General features: G+C 53.6%; 13 protein-coding genes. 9 read left to right on the top strand and 4 right to left on the bottom strand.

Annotated features, from left to right (window positions below; all coding sequences use genetic code 11):
• Window positions 1–99 precede the first annotated feature (99 nt).
• Window positions 100–1,737 (top strand): M28 family metallopeptidase, encoded by a 1,638-nt coding sequence (locus AC4BAN_RS02460; protein WP_490562771.1) that lies wholly within the window; start codon window positions 100–102, stop codon window positions 1,735–1,737.
• Between the two features lie 229 nt (window positions 1,738–1,966).
• On the top strand, window positions 1,967–2,377 hold the full coding sequence (locus tag AC4BAN_RS02465) for a hypothetical protein (protein WP_490562772.1): 411 nt from the start codon (window positions 1,967–1,969) through the stop codon (window positions 2,375–2,377).
• Window positions 2,378–2,392: 15 nt separating this feature from the next.
• Here the strand turns inward: AC4BAN_RS02465 and AC4BAN_RS02470 are convergent, their stop codons facing one another.
• Window positions 2,393–2,857 (bottom strand): META domain-containing protein, encoded by a 465-nt coding sequence (locus AC4BAN_RS02470; protein WP_490562773.1) that lies wholly within the window; start codon window positions 2,855–2,857, stop codon window positions 2,393–2,395.
• A gap of 145 nt (window positions 2,858–3,002) precedes the next feature.
• Entirely contained in the window at window positions 3,003–3,893 is an 891-nt protein-coding gene (locus AC4BAN_RS02475) for a hypothetical protein (RefSeq protein WP_490562774.1), read from the bottom strand.
• Window positions 3,894–4,347: 454 nt separating this feature from the next.
• On the opposite strand from AC4BAN_RS02475, the gene AC4BAN_RS02480 reads away from it, so the two are divergent.
• Complete coding sequence (locus AC4BAN_RS02480) at window positions 4,348–5,379, top strand: alkaline phosphatase D family protein (protein WP_490562775.1); 1,032 nt, start codon at window positions 4,348–4,350, stop codon at window positions 5,377–5,379.
• 83 nt (window positions 5,380–5,462) lie between these two features.
• Here the strand turns inward: AC4BAN_RS02480 and AC4BAN_RS02485 are convergent, their stop codons facing one another.
• Together AC4BAN_RS02485 and AC4BAN_RS02490 are read right to left on the bottom strand one after the other, a co-directional pair.
• Window positions 5,463–6,797, bottom strand: coding sequence for an amidohydrolase family protein (locus AC4BAN_RS02485; protein ID WP_490562776.1), 1,335 nt, complete (start codon window positions 6,795–6,797; stop codon window positions 5,463–5,465).
• A gap of 103 nt (window positions 6,798–6,900) precedes the next feature.
• Window positions 6,901–9,924, bottom strand: a complete 3,024-nt coding sequence (locus tag AC4BAN_RS02490) for an amidohydrolase family protein (protein WP_490562777.1) — start codon at window positions 9,922–9,924, stop codon at window positions 6,901–6,903.
• Window positions 9,925–10,229: 305 nt separating this feature from the next.
• On the opposite strand from AC4BAN_RS02490, the gene AC4BAN_RS02495 reads away from it, so the two are divergent.
• The 6 genes from AC4BAN_RS02495 to AC4BAN_RS02520 all read left to right on the top strand — a co-directional run bounded on the left by AC4BAN_RS02495 (window position 10,230) and on the right by AC4BAN_RS02520 (window position 15,552).
• On the top strand, window positions 10,230–11,351 hold the full coding sequence (locus AC4BAN_RS02495) for a BamA/TamA family outer membrane protein (RefSeq protein ID WP_490562778.1): 1,122 nt from the start codon (window positions 10,230–10,232) through the stop codon (window positions 11,349–11,351).
• 73 nt (window positions 11,352–11,424) lie between these two features.
• Window positions 11,425–12,378, top strand: coding sequence for a YeiH family protein (locus tag AC4BAN_RS02500; protein ID WP_490562779.1), 954 nt, complete (start codon window positions 11,425–11,427; stop codon window positions 12,376–12,378).
• A gap of 299 nt (window positions 12,379–12,677) precedes the next feature.
• Window positions 12,678–12,983 carry an ArsR/SmtB family transcription factor gene (locus AC4BAN_RS02505; protein WP_490562780.1) on the top strand — a complete coding sequence of 102 codons (306 nt, stop codon included), beginning with the start codon at window positions 12,678–12,680 and terminating at the stop codon, window positions 12,981–12,983.
• Window positions 12,984–13,034: 51 nt separating this feature from the next.
• Complete coding sequence (locus tag AC4BAN_RS02510; RefSeq protein WP_490562781.1) at window positions 13,035–13,412, top strand: rhodanese-like domain-containing protein; 378 nt, start codon at window positions 13,035–13,037, stop codon at window positions 13,410–13,412.
• A gap of 223 nt (window positions 13,413–13,635) precedes the next feature.
• Entirely contained in the window at window positions 13,636–14,865 is a 1,230-nt protein-coding gene (locus AC4BAN_RS02515) for an exonuclease SbcCD subunit D C-terminal domain-containing protein (RefSeq protein ID WP_490562782.1), read from the top strand.
• Between the two features lie 147 nt (window positions 14,866–15,012).
• Window positions 15,013–15,552 carry a hypothetical protein gene (locus AC4BAN_RS02520; protein WP_490562783.1) on the top strand — a complete coding sequence of 180 codons (540 nt, stop codon included), beginning with the start codon at window positions 15,013–15,015 and terminating at the stop codon, window positions 15,550–15,552.
• Window positions 15,553–15,566: the final 14 nt, after the last annotated feature.

Here is a 15,566-nt window from a genome sequence, read left to right on the forward strand (position 1 = left end):
GGCGCACATCCCGATTGGGCACGCGCTGCTTTTGGGGCTGCAACCGGAATACTTTCCGGACTTATCCCTATATTTAGGTCTGAATTTTTAACCGAACCGATGAAACCACTCCACCTCTTACTGGCGCTTAGCCTGCTGGCCATTATGCACGCTGCCCCCGCACAGGACCTGAAAGTGGCTAAAAAAGTAGCCAGGGCCCTGCAAAAAGTGGAGGCTGAAGCCCTGAAAACACATATACAATATTTAGCCGACGACCGTTTACTGGGCCGCAAACCCGGTACCGAGGGTTATCAGTTTGCCGTGGCTTACGTGGTGGACCAGTACAGGCAAATGGGCGTAAAGCCCGCCGGGGAGCATGGCTCCTACCTGCAAACCGTGCGCATCCGCAAGGCAGTTACCAAACCCGATGCCACCCTGCTGACCACAGACAGTACAGGAAGCTACCCCTTAACCCCCGGGAAGGACTTTGTCATCTACCCAAACCCAAAAGCAGAGCAGACCAGTGTGGAGGCGCCGCTTGTATTTGCCGGCTACGGCATCAGCGCCCCGGAACTGGGCTATGACGACTACGCCGGACTGGACGCCAAAGGCAAGATCGTGGTGATTTTGCGCGGTGCCCCCACCGGGTTTCCCAGCACAGTGGCCGCTTACAGCACCGACTTTCAAACGCTGCTCACTACGGCAGCCGACCATGGGGCCGTTGGGGTGATCGTGGGCAGTACGAACCCGAAAGCTACTGTACCCAACCTGCAGGGAGGCGTTAACTTTGTGATGCAGGAGAACGGCGACGTGGCCGTGGCCCGAACCTATAAAGAGGATGTGAAGCTATTGGCCATGGTGAACCACACCACCCTCGCCAACTGGCTCAAGCCAGCAGGCCTAAACCCCGAAGAAACTGCCGCCTCCCTGAAGAACGGCATTCCGGCCTCTGCTCCGCTTCCTGCCCGGGTGCAGGCATCGTACCAGTCGTTGTACCAGGATATCGAAAGCCAGAACGTGGTGGGCAAGATAGAAGGCTCTGATGCGAGGCTCAAGAAGGAGTATGTGGTGCACAGCGCCCACCTCGATCATGTGGGCATCGGCACACCCGTTGAAGGGGACTCCATTTACAATGGGGCCCACGACAACGCTTCCGGCGTGGCTAGCCTCCTGGAAATAGCCAGGGTATACAGCAGGCTTAAAAAGCACCCGAAGCGCTCGGTGCTGCTGGTGATGGTTACCGCCGAAGAGATGGGCCTGCTGGGTTCCGCTTACTTTGCCAGGTACCCCACTGTGCCGGCCGGGCAGCTAGTGGCCGACATCAACACCGACATGCCCACCATCATCGCCCCGCTCCTGTCAGTCGTTCCGTTGGGGGCCGCCCACTCCAGCCTGGCGGAACCCGTGGCAAGTGCCGCCTCCTACCTGGGCCTGACCGTGGAAGAGGACCCGGAACCTGAGCAAAACCGCTTTGTGCGCAGCGACCAGTACAGCTTCGTGACCCAGGGGATACCGGCCCTGCATATAAAGTATGGCAACAGAACCGCCGATGGCAAAAACAACCTGGATGAGCAGGTTAAAGTATGGCGGGCCATGTATTACCACAAACCGCAGGACGACAGCAATGGCGTGTTCGATTTTGAGGCCGGTAAAAAGTATGTGCAGCTTAATTTCCTGATCGGTTACCAGGTAGCGCAAAACCAGCAGCGCCCCGCCTGGAACAGCGGCGACTTCTTCGGGTCAAGGTTCCGGAGGTAAGGCTGGTTGGGCAAAAATCAGGTTTTGGGTTGTGGATAAAGTACGCGCCCTGTTGACGGCGTGATTGGTGGGCAACTGTAAATAACTGATAGTTAAGACTTTCAAAAGTACCACTGAAAACTCCTGTGTTCGCATGTGTAAAATTTGTCCACATCCACACTTTCTGCCTGTTTATTACCTATTTTTGTAAACAAAGCAACTCGTTTTATTTTACAAAGAGGCAGGAATAGTGATCAAGAGCAACGCACACAGGGGCGAAATTATCAGGGAAGCGATTAAAGCAAGCGGCGTTGCCATTGGGGCAGTGGCTGAGAAGATGGGCGTGAGCAGAAAGACCCTTTACAATAAGTTTAAAGAGAGCAGCATACCTTACAGTTTCATTCTGAGGCTGGGCGAGGTCATTCACCACGACTTTTCCATTGAGTTTCCTCACTTGGGTAAATCTGTAAAAAAGGAACCCGCCTTGCCACAGGCGCCGATCCATACGAACCTGCTCTTACCTTTCGATGGGGAGCCTGCAGGCACACTCAAGCCTACCAGCATGCGGGAGTGTGAGGCGGAGCTGGTTGCGCTGCAGCGCAAGTACATCGCCTTGCTGGAGAAGTTTAATGAGCTTTTATTGAAAACTTCACTCAACTAACTCCGCCTACAGTATTTAATACCTGGCGGGATCGTTGTCGAGCGTGTCCGGGTTGCCGGTCATGAAGGTGGCTACCGCTTTGTCTCCCTGGTAAAGGGTGAGGATGTTCTTTGAAAGCCGGTATCCGTCCACGCGGCCCAGCACATCCATCAGCTTGTTTTCCGTCTCCATGCTGGCGCAAGCCATTCGCGTTGCGCGCAGTTCGGAGAGGCCGAGCATGTTTTCCCCAACTTTATACTTGCCCGAAAACTTGTTGCACCCGGTAAATCCGATCACGTCGTTGTCCTTTTCCTGAAAGCGAATGTAAGCGGTGCGACTATCCTGCGCCTTCGGAATCTCCTGCCCTTCCACTGAAAGCAACATCCAGTACGCATCCAGAATCGTGTCGTCCTGAGAGATGATGTCGGATGTTTTCAAGGTACAGGAGCCCAGAAAAGGAGCCATGCACAGTATGAGAATCAGGTATCGGATAGATTTCATGTTGGTATATCTTTAAAGTAAACTCCCGGCATGCCTGGCGTTAAAGGCGCTTAGCGTGACAGGGGCAGATTGAGTGTATGGTAAACGTTATTTATAAAAAAAGGTCCGCAGCAATATACTGCGGACCTTTCAGGAGTGTTTTTACTTAGATGCCGAAATTATCATAGCCATAGCTGCTGATGCGTGAGTTGGAGGAATAATCCGGGCCGGAGCGGCCATGGCGCCTCTCGCGGCGGCTGTCCCTGTCCTCATCGCTGTTGCGGTGGTCACTTACATAAGCGCGGTTCGAGGCATACAGGCCCGTGGCGTAATTATCCTCCCGGTTGCGGTCCACATCTTTTATCTCACCGCTGTACCTGAAGTCGCTGTCGTCGAAGTTTCCGCTAAAGTATTTGCCGGAGTCATCCTGGCTTCTGCCGTAATCATTGTCCTGGCGGCTTTGCCTGAACTCGCCCCGGTCGTAGTAGCTATCCTCTGAGACAGGGTTATAGCTTTGGTTCCGGTCTGTGGTTCTCTCGTGCTCGTCGCGGCTGAAGTCGCTGTAGCGCCTGCCTTTTCCGTCGGTGTGGTAGCTGTTCTCCTGTCGCTCATAGCGATCTGAGTTCCCGAAACCGTAGCCGGAGTAATTCCCGCGGCTTCGGCCTGCGTCGCTTTCGCTGCGCCAGCCGGTGCCGCGCGTACTTTCGTAACCCTGGTTCCCGCTGTCGCCCTGGTAGGCGTTCCGGTCACCGAAACGGTACTGGTCGCTGTTGCTGGTGCGGTAATCGCTGTTTCTGCCCTCCTGCATGGGCCCGTTTTCTGCTCGGTTAAAGCCTGATGGGTTAGAATTGCTGCTTTCTACATTTCGGTAGGTAGCGTTTTGCTGCGGCATGCCGTAATAATTTCCCTGGCTGTTGTAACGGTCGCGGTAGTTCTCAAACTGCTCTCTCCGGCCATCGCCTCGGCTTCGGTCTTCTTGCTGCTCATACCTGTCGTAGTCGCGGTTATGTAGTTTATTTCGAAATTCTCGGTCGTAGTCATTCCTGTTTCTTTCCATAGTATAACTTGTTTTAACGTTTAACATTTGCTGTTCCTATAAACGCACCTGCACGGCCAACGTTTGTTTCGTGCGATTTTTTTAACGGCCCTGCCCTTTCCCTCTTGCCCGAAAGTCCCATGATCCAAGTCCCCTATTTAAAACTGCTGTACAAATTTTTGTACAGTTCCCCGGCAGCAGCACCCGTTGGTCGAGTTGTTTGCAGGGTTCATCTATTTCAGTAGACATTGCCAAACTATTTTTATACTTTCATCAGGTAGAAGTACTTACCTCGATGCTGATAATACTGCCGCCTGCGCACGGCACAAAAGGATATAAGTTTAGTTTGTTGTTTGTTTTATTTTCCTGATTGATTCCCCTGCCCTCGTGGCAGGGTTTTCTTTTTAAACCGTCCTTGGTTCCCCCTGCCCGGAATTCCCGTACACGTGAAAGCTGCATCCACAAACTTCTTTTTATGAGAATGCCTCCTGCACTTGTTCCGCTGTTCCTGTTTCTAAGCCTCTGCCAGGCTGCTGTTTGCCAGCCTGCCAACCCAACCGGCAGGGGGCACCTGCGCATTGCCTTTGGCTCCTGCAATAACCAACGCGCCCCGCAACCCCTCTGGCCCAGCATCGTGGCCACCCACCCCGACCTGTGGCTATGGCTCGGCGACAACATTTACGCCAACACGACCAGCATGACCGAAATGGCTTTGGATTACCAGGTACAGCAACAGCAGGAAGGGTACCAGCTGCTGCGGGCCACCACACCCATCACCGGCATCTGGGACGACCATGATTACGCCTACGACAATGCCGGCGGCGACTTTGAAAAGAAGGCCCAGAGCCAACAGCTTTTCCTGGACTTCATGGGGGTGCCCCCGCAAGCCCCTGTCAGGGAGCAGGAAGGCATTTACAGGAGTTTCGTGCTTGGCAGCGGCAACAGAAAAGTGAAGATACTGCTGCTGGACGTGCGGTATTTCCAGGATAAACTGCACAGTGTGTTTGGCCTGTATTTGCCCAACCCCATGGGTGATCTACTGGGAGAGGCGCAATGGAAGTGGCTGGAGAAGGAACTCACCCACAGCGACGCCCAGGTACACCTGATAGCCAGCAGTTTGCAAGTGTTGCCTACCGGCAACGTATACACCAACTGGTCCGCTTTCCCGGCTGCCCGCAAGCGGCTCCTGCAGCTGCTCGAGAAAACGCGGCCTGCCGCCCCGCTGATCTTATCCGGCGACAGGCATTTAGGTGAGCTTTCGGTGTACCGGTTCAAAGGATACGGCAGTCCGCTCTACGAGATCACCTCCAGTGGCATGACTCATTTCCGGAAGCCCCGAAAAGGGGGCAACCCTTATCGGGAAGGAGAGCAAATCGGGGCGCTGAACTTCGGCCTGCTCGACATAGACTGGCACCCCGACCAAACCGACATCACCCTGGAGATCAGGGGAACAGCCAACAGTACCCTTCTTCAGAAAAAGCTGGTCTTTCCGGTAACCCGGCACTAATCACCTGCTGCCGGGAAGTATAAAAACGAGAAGGGCCACCAAAAACTGGCGGCCCTTCTTATAAAGTATGGTTATCCTGTTGGCTAGTTGCCAGCAGGGGCCGTCAGGGTGGTGGTTGTCTTTTGCTCCCGCTTATACTTGTTCTCGAATTTCTCATACAAGTACTTCTGCTTGTTGTTCAGGTCTATCTTCCGGCCCTGAATATAGGCAAGCGTTACGTTGTTGGTGCGCATGTCCAGCAGGTCACCAGACGATACCACCAGCGTCGCATCTTTTCCTACCTCCACAGAACCTGCCTGCTGCTCGATGCCCAGAATTTTAGCCGTGTTCAGGGTAACCGCAGACAGTGCCTGCTCCTTGTCCAGGCCATAGGCAGCGGCGGTGCCCGCGATAAACGGCAGGTTACGGATACCGTGGATGCTTAGGTCGTAGTCCAGTGCGAACAGAACGCCGGCTTTCTGCAACAGGTAAGGTGTTTTGTAGGGCATGTCCACATCCTCTTCGGCGCGCGAAGGCAGGGCATGCACCCCGGAATAGATCACCGGCACGTTGTTGGCCTTCAGAAAATCCGCCACAGCAACCGCATCACGGCCACCCACGATCACCATGTTTTTCACACCGGATGCCTTGGCGAAGTTAATGGCTTCGATTATTTCCTTGCCGTAATCGGCGTGGATGTAAAGCTTCTTAGTCCCATCGAATAATCCGGCGGTGGCGGCCAGCTTCAGGTTCTCCGTATCCTGCTTTCCGGCTTTGTACACCGCGGCATCACGGAACAAGCTGTTCAGCTCGGTCAGGGCCTCCTCGCGCTGGGCTTTCATCCGGGCCAGGCGCGCATCATTGGCGTTATTGCCCGTAGAGATCAGCATAGCCGGCCAGTTCAGATGGATCCCCTCGTCTACTTTTACCACGGCATCTTCCCAGTTCCAGGCATCCAGCTGCACCACCGACGATGTTCCCGAGACAGTGCCTCCCACGGGCGTCACCTGGCTCAGCAGCACCCCGTTGGTGCGAATGGTCGGGATAATGTCGGAATCGGTGTTGTAGGCGATCACAGAGCGTACATGCGGGTTGATGTCACCTACCTCGCGTTGGTCCAGGGTGGCGCGCACGCTTTCTATCTCGTTCAGGCCCAGGGTGGAATTCGGTTGGATCAGGCCCGGGTAAATGTGCTGCCCTGTCACGTCCACTACCTCGTAGCCATTCATGTTGGCCCCGCTTTGCGGACCCGCGTACGTGATTTTACCTTTGTCAAAACCTACGGCTGCGTTCTGTACTACCGTGCCGTTGCCAACGTGCAGGGTGGCGCCTTTCAGCAGCAGCGGCTTGCTCTGCTTGGCCGCCGGGGCAGGCACCTGTGCCATCACCGGTACGGCAAAGAACAGGGCGGCCAAGGCTGAAATATATCTTTTATGCATCTTCATATTTTAATGGTTGATTGCTGACGGCTACATCTGTTGCTTCAGACTGAGAAGCACGACAAGCAGCTTTAAGCGATTTTCTCTCTGCTCTGCTAGAAAACTAATAGGCGATGTACTGCTCTTCCAGGTTTTGCTCCACGTCTTCGCAATGCACCACGCGTACTTTCCTGGATACGGGTGCCTGTGTTTTGGCTCCGCCGGTTTTTGCGTTCAGCATGGCTTGGACCAGGCGCAGGCGCTCCTGCTCCATTTCCACGCGTAACTGCTCGTCGCGGTCCAGGTCGTAGTAAGCAATGCCATCCACAAAGGTTTTTAGCGGCTTGGCGTAGATAGAGAGTGGGTTATCGTTCCAGAGCACCACATCCGCATCTTTGCCGGCTTTTATACTTCCCATCCTGTCATCAAGGTGCAGCAGCTTGGCCGGGTTCAGGGTTACCATTTTCAGGGCATCCTCTTCGCTCATGCCAGTGTACTTCACGCTCTTGGCAGCTTCCTGGTTCAGGCGGCGCGCCATCTCGGCATCATCCGAGTTAATGGCCGTAACCACACCCAGCTGGTTCATGATTCCTGCGTTCTGCGGTATAGCGTCCTTCACCTCCATTTTATAAGCCCACCAGTCAGCGAAGGTTGAGCCGCCAATGCCGCGTTCCTGCATTTTGTCGGCCACTTTATAGCCTTCCAGAATGTGCGTGAACGTGTTTATCTTAAAGCCCATCTCATCGGCCACTTTCATCAGCATGTTTATCTCCGACTGCACATACGAATGGCAGGTGATAAAGCGCTTGTCGTTCAGAATCTCCACCAGGGCATCCAGTTCCAGGTCGCGGCGCGGTGCGGCGGCTTTGGCCTGTGCTCTCTTTGAGAGGCCGTTATAGTCCCTCCAGGCCTGCTCATATTCCTTGGCACGGGTAAACGCATCCACGTATACCTGCTCCACGCCCATCCGGGACTGCGGGAAACGCACGCTGTGCTCGCGGCTGCGGTTAGAGTGCTTCACATTCTCGCCCAGGGCAAACTTAATGTACCCGTCGGCGTTCTCCACCATCATCTCCTGTGGGCTTTTGCCCCAGCGCAGCTTCACAATGGCCGACTGGCCGCCAATGGGGTTGGCCGAGCCGTGCAGCAACTGCGAGGTGGTCACGCCACCTGCCAGCTGGCGGTAAATGTTGATGTCGTCGGAGTTGACCACGTCGGCCATGCGCACCTCTGCCGTAACAGACTGCGTGCCTTCGTTCACATCGTCCAGGGCTATGTGCGAGTGTTCGTCAATGATTCCCGGCGTAACGTGCTTGCCTGTTCCGTCAATCACGCGCGCGCCGTTTTCGGTTAAGTTCTTGCCCACCCGGGCGATCTTGCCGTTCTTCAGCAGTACATCCGTGTTTTCCAGTTTCCCGTCTTGCTCGTTTGTCCACACAGTGGCGTTCTTGATCAGTACCACCTCCTGCTGGGGCAGCGTTGCCTGTCCGAATGCACGGAACGGATAGATCATGTTACCGAGCTGGGGCACTTTGGCAACTTTGGTGCTGTCGCTCTTGGCTTTCTGGCTCATGGCCTCCGAGAAGGTGGCTGTCCATTTTACGGTGGAGGCATCGGGTAACTGGCCCTGGCCTTGCAGGTTCTTGTCCTGTAACCAACCGCTCAGGCGTATGTTCTCTTTGCTCTTCTTGTCTTTGGCAAAAGAGAGCGTTACCAGGTTTCCGTTAAAGGAGATCTTCCCTTTCACAGTATCCTGTGCGATCACTTTCAGCTCCTGCTTGTCCGGAGTACCGGCAATCAGGAGCTTACGCTCGGGCTGCTGCCCCATTTTTAAAGTATAAACGCCCCGGAAGTCAGATGGCATTTCAGAAATCTTGTATTGGCTGCCCTGCACCCAGTTCTCCAGGATGATGTTATCCTCGGCGAAAAGCTTTCCGGTGGTAATTATAAAGTTAGCCAGCATGCCTTTGTTCAGGCTGCCCACTTTACTCTCGGCGTGCAGTAATTTGGCTGGTGTGGCCGTCAGTGCTTTTAAAGCCTCCTCCTCGGGCAGGCCGTACTGAATGGCCTTGCGCAGGTTGGGCATAAAGTCTTTTTTATCTTTCAGGTCCGATGCCGTGAAGGCGATGGGTATACCGGCTTTCTGCAGCATGGCGGCGTTAGCCGGGGCCATCTCCCAGTGTTTCATATCCTCCAAAGACACGCGTCGCGCATCAAAAGGGTCTTCTACATTGTAGGCATCCGGAAAATTCAGTGAAAGGATGATCGGGGCGTTGGTCGCTTTTATTTCGCGGATCATCTGGTACTCGTCACCGGCACCTTTCACGATATACTGCTTTCCGAACTCATCGCCTACCTTGTCTGCCCGAAGCACCCCCAGCTTTCCATCCACTTCCATGATCTGCGGGTACTTATTGGCTGCGGTAAAGGCCGACAGCGAAATGTTCTGCTCCCTGGCCGGGTTCTGCGCATTCCACTGCGCGTCCAGGTAAGTCTGGCGCAGCAAGGCGATGGCACCCATCAGGGAATTAGGGTAGTCCTGTGGGGAGGAGCCCCGGTCAAACGACAGGGCACCGGCAGCTTTATCCAGCACCACCACTTCGTTCTCCCGCTTTTCAGCGAGCGTAACCAGGGCAGCGGTACCGCGGGCTATGCCATCGCGGTGCACGGCCAGCACCGTGCCGAACCCGAGCTTGCGCAGCTCTTCGGCCTGTTTCTTATCTACTTTAAATATTTCCACAGCATTCGTCTCCGGGCGTATCGCCTGGTTCCAGCTGTATGCGCCCTGCTTGTCGGTATCCGGGTGCGGCGGCGAGCCGTAGCCCACCCGCTGGCTCTTTACCTCGGGCAGTCCGTAGCTGGTGTACATATCTACCAGGCCGGGGTAAATGTGCTTGCCCCTGGCATCGAGTACCACAGCGCCCGCAGGCACTTTTACACCTGTGCCCACGGCCTCTACCTTTCCGTTCCGGATCAGGAGGGTGGCATTGCTGAGCGTTGTCTTATAATCGGTGTGAATCGTGGCATTGGTGAGGGCTACCAGGCCGGAGCGCTCATCATATACCCCGTTGCGCGGAAAGGTCTCCTGCGCCATTACATGTCCTGCGCCAAAGGCAAGGCAAGCAGCAATGGTTAAGATTTTTTTCATCCGTTGAGTTAAGGTGGTTAAAAAATAAGATTGATCAGAAAGTCGGTCCAAATATAAAAAACTATATAGCAAAACAGAGCTCTGCTGCTGGCTTAATTTATTGGCTGACAGACATTAGTGGTAATGTACCATTATAAAGAGTGTTTATACATCAATTTAAGTTCCTTTTTGGATTTTAGAATTTTGCAACAGGGCTGAAAAATTCTAGTTGAGAAATTAAATTTATAGTATATTTCATCCCTATTACCGCTTTAACTCATAGCTAATCAACCGCATACACACCCACCTATTATGGGCTCTGAAAGATGAAAAAGATCGTACTGCTGCTTCTGCTGTTTGGGGCACTCTTTGGTGCTGCGCAGCAGCTAAAGGCCCAGGAAACCGGGCAAGACGCCACCAAGGAGGTAAAAAGAGGCATTATCCCCATACCGGTACTGTACTACACCCCCGACACGCGACTGGGGTTTGGCGCCGCGGCCATCGGGTACTTGCAGCTCCGCAGCCACCACGACTCCACCTACACCCGCCTGTCCACGATGCGCCTGCTGGCCGACTATACTTTGAACAAGCAGATGGACCAGCAACTGGAGTGGGCCGTGTTCACCCGCGAGGAGAAATACCTGTTGCGCGGAGAGTTGCGCCATAGGGTGTACACCGATCGGTTTTATGGGATAGGCAACAGCACCCCGGAGCAGAACGTGGAGAAGTACGCCTACGCTTTGGTAAACGCGAAACTGGGGGCCCTGAAAAAAGCCGGCGCCCATACTTTTGGCGGGTTTGATTTCCAGATCACCAACTATTATAACCTTGCCTTGAACACCGGTGAGGAAACCGGCACCAGCCTGCTGCTATCGGGGCAGGTACCCGGCTACAAAGGCGGACTGAACAGCGGCGCCGGGCTTGTTTTTCTGTACGACAGCCGCGATAACGTGTCTTTTGCCAGCAGCGGCATGTTGCTGGAAACATCGGCCTACAGGTTCGGCCGCCCCTTCGGTGGCGACTTCGACTACAGCAACTTTAACTTCAACTTCAGCAAGTACATCAGTGCAAAGCCCAACCATGTGCTGGGTTCCAACACCTTTATCAGTATCAACACAGGCACTACCCCGCTTTTCCGGCTTTCACCGGCCGGCGGCGACAAGATACTGCGCGGCTATGCCCGCAACCGCTTCCTGGACAAAAACTTTGCCGGCACACAGGCCGAGTACCGCTTTCCGCTGTACAGGCGCTTTGGTATGACTACCTTCGCAGGCGTGGGCGATGTGTTTGACAAACCCGCGGATGTGGACTTCTCTACCTTAAAGTATTCGGTGGGCGGCGGACTGCGCTATGCCCTGAACCAGGAGCAGAAGCTGAATATTCGGGCCGACATTGGCTACGGGCGGGAGGGCACTAATTTCTACATCGTGATCGGGGAGGCATTTTAGGGCAAACACAGGAGCAGTTTGTGCGGCAATCCCGGAAAAGGCCTTTACCTTTGGGGAACATTTACCGCGCATAATGAAATACCCCGGAAATTATCAGCCTCCCGCTTTGCTGCAGCAGCTGATCTTCATACTACTTGTCCTCCTGATTCTTTTCACCCCGCTCCTCACCTCCCCGCTGGCCTTGCTGGCTGGCTTATTGGTAGGGCTCTTTGTCGGCAACCCTTTTCCCGCCTTTTCTGCCAAAGCCTCCAAGTATGTGCTGCAAGGCGCTGTGGTGGGGCTTGGCTTTGGCATTAATCTTTTCCAGGTGGCCGAAACCGGGCTTGACGGGTTACTCTACACGTTTGTATCCCTGTTGCTCACCATGGGGCTGGGTTTTGCCATCGGCAGGCAATTAAACATTGCACCCAAACTGACCCATCTTATCTCGGCAGGCACTGCCATTTGCGGCGGAAGCGCCATTGCCGCTATGGCACCTGCCATCAAGGCCTCGGCGCGGGAGATATCGGTTGCTCTGGGTATTGTTTTTATACTGAATGCGCTGGCCCTTTTTATTTTCCCGGTTGTAGGCAAGGCCCTGCACCTGTCGCAGCACCAGTTTGGCCTATGGGCTGCCATTGCCATCCACGACACCAGCTCCGTGGTGGGCGCTGCCAGCAGGTATGGTGATGAGGCCCTGCAACTGGCCACCACCTTAAAACTCACCCGCGCCCTCTGGATCGTGCCCATGGTGCTCCTTTCCGCCTTCCTTTTTAAAGCAGGGGATGCAAAAGTCAGGTTTCCGGCATTCATTCTGCTTTTTATACTGGCCTCTGTCCTGATCACCTTTGTACCTGCCGCCGCCACTGTAGCCCCGACTATACTTTTTGCGGCCAAAAAAGCACTGCTACTCTCCCTCTTCTTCATCGGCGCTAACCTGAACATGGAAACTATCCGCAGCATCAGTGCCAAACCTTTTTACCAGGGCCTACTACTCTGGATACTGGTTGCAGGCAGCTCCCTGACCCTGATCTATTTCTGGGGATAAGTTTTTTGACCGCTGTTTTTTGGTACGTTGATATCATTTATAGTATAGGCAAAAGCAGCTAATCAGCCTGAGCCTAACGGGACCAATACACCAGTAGCACCTTGAGATCCGGTAAATACACGTCCTAAAATGTAGTAACCTTATCCTCCAGTCAGTTAACTTCAAATGCCTTTATCGCTCGCGTTTTTTATAAAAGAGTTATCGGCGTGCAAAAGGAACCCGACACCAAAAAGGATTGTATTAAATAAGGTACATGAAGGGTTGTTCATGTATAAGTCTCATATAATATTTCAGATAGCATGAGTACCTTAAAAATGCGGGTTGATCGGAAGAAGTTGGATAGGGCGGCTTATGTATTAAAGTGCGTGGCGCACCCGGTGCGCATCGGCATCATCGACTTACTGGAACAGCGTGATCGGCTGACGGTAAGCGAATTACAGGCTGTGCTCCAGATTGAGCAGTCGCTGCTCTCGCACCACCTCACCAACATGCGCGACAAAGGCGTGGTAGAAACCAAGCGGGAGGGCAAGAAAATGTACTATTTCCTGACGGATACGACCATCACCAACATTATCGATTGCATTAATGGCTGCAGGGCATTTTAACTTGTTACCAGAAACATGTATCTTTAGTCCTTTCTCTATAAAAGTATGAAAATGATTTTCCCCGCTCTACTAATCGCCCTGGCCCTGGGTTGTGCAGGTCCGCAACAAGGCCCAGTGGCTGTGCAGCAGCTTAGCCCTACGGAGTTTAAGCAGCAGCCACTTAAAAAGAATGCCGTGCTCCTGGATGTGCGCACGCCCGAGGAGTATGCCACCGGGCATCTGGAGGGCGCCGCCAACAGCGATTTCAGGGGTGGTGAGTTTGCAAAGCAGCTCCCAAACCTGGATAAGCATAAAGTATATTACCTGTATTGCGCCTCCGGCAACCGGAGCGGGAAAGCGGCAGCACTTATGCAAGAGGCTGGGTTTAAGCACATCTACAACATTGGCGCCTTCCCTGCCCTAAAAGAGGCCGGGCTACCTGTCGAATAAATTCACCTTCCCTGTTTTTGTGTCGGCCATTGGTCCACAAGTAAAACCGGACTATAAATAAAAGGGGCTCCGAAAAAACACGGCTGTTTTTCGGAGCCCTTTTGTTCCTTTAGCCTTCCAGGATTTAAAACACCTGGCACCTGTCGCAATTCTACACCTTAGCACTTGCAATATGCCTATATTGTGATGTATCTTGAAGCGGAATTGGAGAAGAAGAAGAAGCATGCGCGTACTACACACCTCTGACTGGCATTTGGGCCAGCGCCTCCTAAACCTCGAACGAACAGAAGAGCACCAGCATTTCCTGGACTGGTTGTTACAGACCATCGAGCAGGAAAAGGTGGAGGTATTGCTTATGTCCGGTGATGTGTTCGACAACGGGGCGCCTTCTAACACGGCCCTTAAACTGTACTATGATTTTCTGCGCCGCGCCTGCGCTTCCTGCTGCCGCCACATTATTATTACCGGAGGCAACCACGACGCCATTTCCACGCTCAATGCGCCCAAAGAGCTGCTGGAGTACTTCAATATCCGGGTTGTAGGCGGCGCCTCGCCCAACCCGCTGGACGAGCTGCTGGAACTGCACTGCGAAGAAGGCAAGCTGCAGCTGGTGGTTTGTGCCGTCCCTTTTTTGCGCGACAAAGATGTGCGCCTTTCCGTGGCCGGCGAATCGTTTGAGGAACGGGAGCAGCGTATTAAACAAGGGATTGCCGCCCATTACCAGGCCTTTGTGCCGCACCTGCAGCAGTACAAAACGCAGGGTGTGCCCGTGGTGGCCATGGGGCATTTATTCGCTGCCGGCGGCGCTGCCTCCGAGAGTGAGAAGGAAATACATGTGGGCAACCTGGGCCAGATCGGGGCCGATCAGTTTCCGGCTGACTTCGATTACGTGGCACTCGGGCACCTGCACCGCCCGCAGCAGGTTAACCAACGCCACCATATCCGTTACTCAGGCTCGCCTATTCCGCTTAGCTTTAGTGAGGTTTCAGACACCAAGTTGGTATTTATACTTGATTTTGCCGACGGAAAAATGACTGGTTTGCAAGAGCTGGAAATCCCCTGCCGCCGTAAACTGGTACGCTTCCGCGGATCGCTGGAGCAGGTAAAACAACAGCTTGCCGTCTTCGACAACAGCGCTTATACCCTGCCCGCCTGGGCCGAGATGCAACTGGAGCTTGACGCCCCCCAACCTGATTTGCACCAGCAGCTGGAAGAGGTGTTAAAGGCAAAAGCGGGGGAGCTGCAACTGCTCATTCACCGGCCACCGATCATCCTCAAAACCAGCCAGACACTGGAGCAGCAGGTGCAGGAGGAGGTAGAGCTGCACGCGCTCCGGGAGCAGGATGTTTTTCTGAAACGCTGCGAAAGCACCTTTCCGGATAGCGATCATACAGAACTGCTCTCTACTTTTTCAGAGCTGATGGAGCTGATGGGACAGGCCGGAGAAAGCTAATCAAATCGGAGCACCTGGCAGTTCTACCGTTTGATGACTGATTGATTTAAGGGTTGTAGTCAGGAACCATCTCCAGTTAAGTGTAAGTCCGCAATCGCTAAAAAAACCATCTAGCAACCCGAAAACAAATCCATAAACAAACAGAGTATGGCAAGAATACTACAACTTAAACACTGGCACGTCTTTTTGATCCTGGCACTTACGCAAACCTTCAGGTATATTGAACTCGAAGCTTACCCGAATACTACGGGCTTACTGCAAATTACCGGCATATGGTTGATGCTTTTGTGGCCGATTGGCGTAGGGTATGAGCTTAATAATAAACTACCCAAAAAATTACAGCAGGACACCAGCTTTTTTGTAGTAAATAGCTTCTTTGTGTTTGCGGTACTGTTGGTCTTCACTTTGTTAGGCAATGTGCTGCCGGATGCTCCGGGTGGAATAGAAGTTTTGTTTATCGGCTATGTTGTATTTGCCTATAGCCAGGTATTCGCCTTTCCGTCAAGGGCGCTAAAAAGTGCTGAGCTAGGCCGTAAAGCTATGCTGGGAGATTATTTGGGTGAAGGCTTTATGTTCCTTTCATGGCCAATTGGTATTTGGCTGCTTCAGCCCCGCATAAACCGTGCGTCTGAAAAGCTTGATCTGCTAGCCTCGGTTCACGCCACACAACTTTCAACAGCCGCCTGAGACGCCCGCTATTC

It is taken from the genome of Pontibacter sp. GD13, assembly GCF_058216355.1.

Excerpts from the sequence above, each read along its gene's own strand:
- AC4BAN_RS02480 (WP_490562775.1), top strand. The coding sequence starts at position 4,348 with ATGAGAATGCCTCCTGCACTTGTTCCGCTGTTCCTGTTTCTAAGCCTC.
- AC4BAN_RS02490 (WP_490562777.1), bottom strand. The coding sequence starts at position 9,924 with ATGAAAAAAATCTTAACCATTGCTGCTTGCCTTGCCTTTGGCGCAGGA.
- AC4BAN_RS02470 (WP_490562773.1), bottom strand. The coding sequence starts at position 2,857 with ATGAAATCTATCCGATACCTGATTCTCATACTGTGCATGGCTCCTTTT.
- AC4BAN_RS02460 (WP_490562771.1), top strand. The coding sequence starts at position 100 with ATGAAACCACTCCACCTCTTACTGGCGCTTAGCCTGCTGGCCATTATG.
- AC4BAN_RS02500 (WP_490562779.1), top strand. The coding sequence starts at position 11,425 with ATGAAATACCCCGGAAATTATCAGCCTCCCGCTTTGCTGCAGCAGCTG.
- AC4BAN_RS02520 (WP_490562783.1), top strand. The coding sequence starts at position 15,013 with ATGGCAAGAATACTACAACTTAAACACTGGCACGTCTTTTTGATCCTG.
- AC4BAN_RS02505 (WP_490562780.1), top strand. The coding sequence starts at position 12,678 with ATGAGTACCTTAAAAATGCGGGTTGATCGGAAGAAGTTGGATAGGGCG.
- AC4BAN_RS02495 (WP_490562778.1), top strand. The coding sequence starts at position 10,230 with ATGAAAAAGATCGTACTGCTGCTTCTGCTGTTTGGGGCACTCTTTGGT.
- AC4BAN_RS02515 (WP_490562782.1), top strand. The coding sequence starts at position 13,636 with ATGCGCGTACTACACACCTCTGACTGGCATTTGGGCCAGCGCCTCCTA.
- AC4BAN_RS02475 (WP_490562774.1), bottom strand. The coding sequence starts at position 3,893 with ATGGAAAGAAACAGGAATGACTACGACCGAGAATTTCGAAATAAACTA.
- AC4BAN_RS02510 (WP_490562781.1), top strand. The coding sequence starts at position 13,035 with ATGATTTTCCCCGCTCTACTAATCGCCCTGGCCCTGGGTTGTGCAGGT.
- AC4BAN_RS02485 (WP_490562776.1), bottom strand. The coding sequence starts at position 6,797 with ATGCATAAAAGATATATTTCAGCCTTGGCCGCCCTGTTCTTTGCCGTA.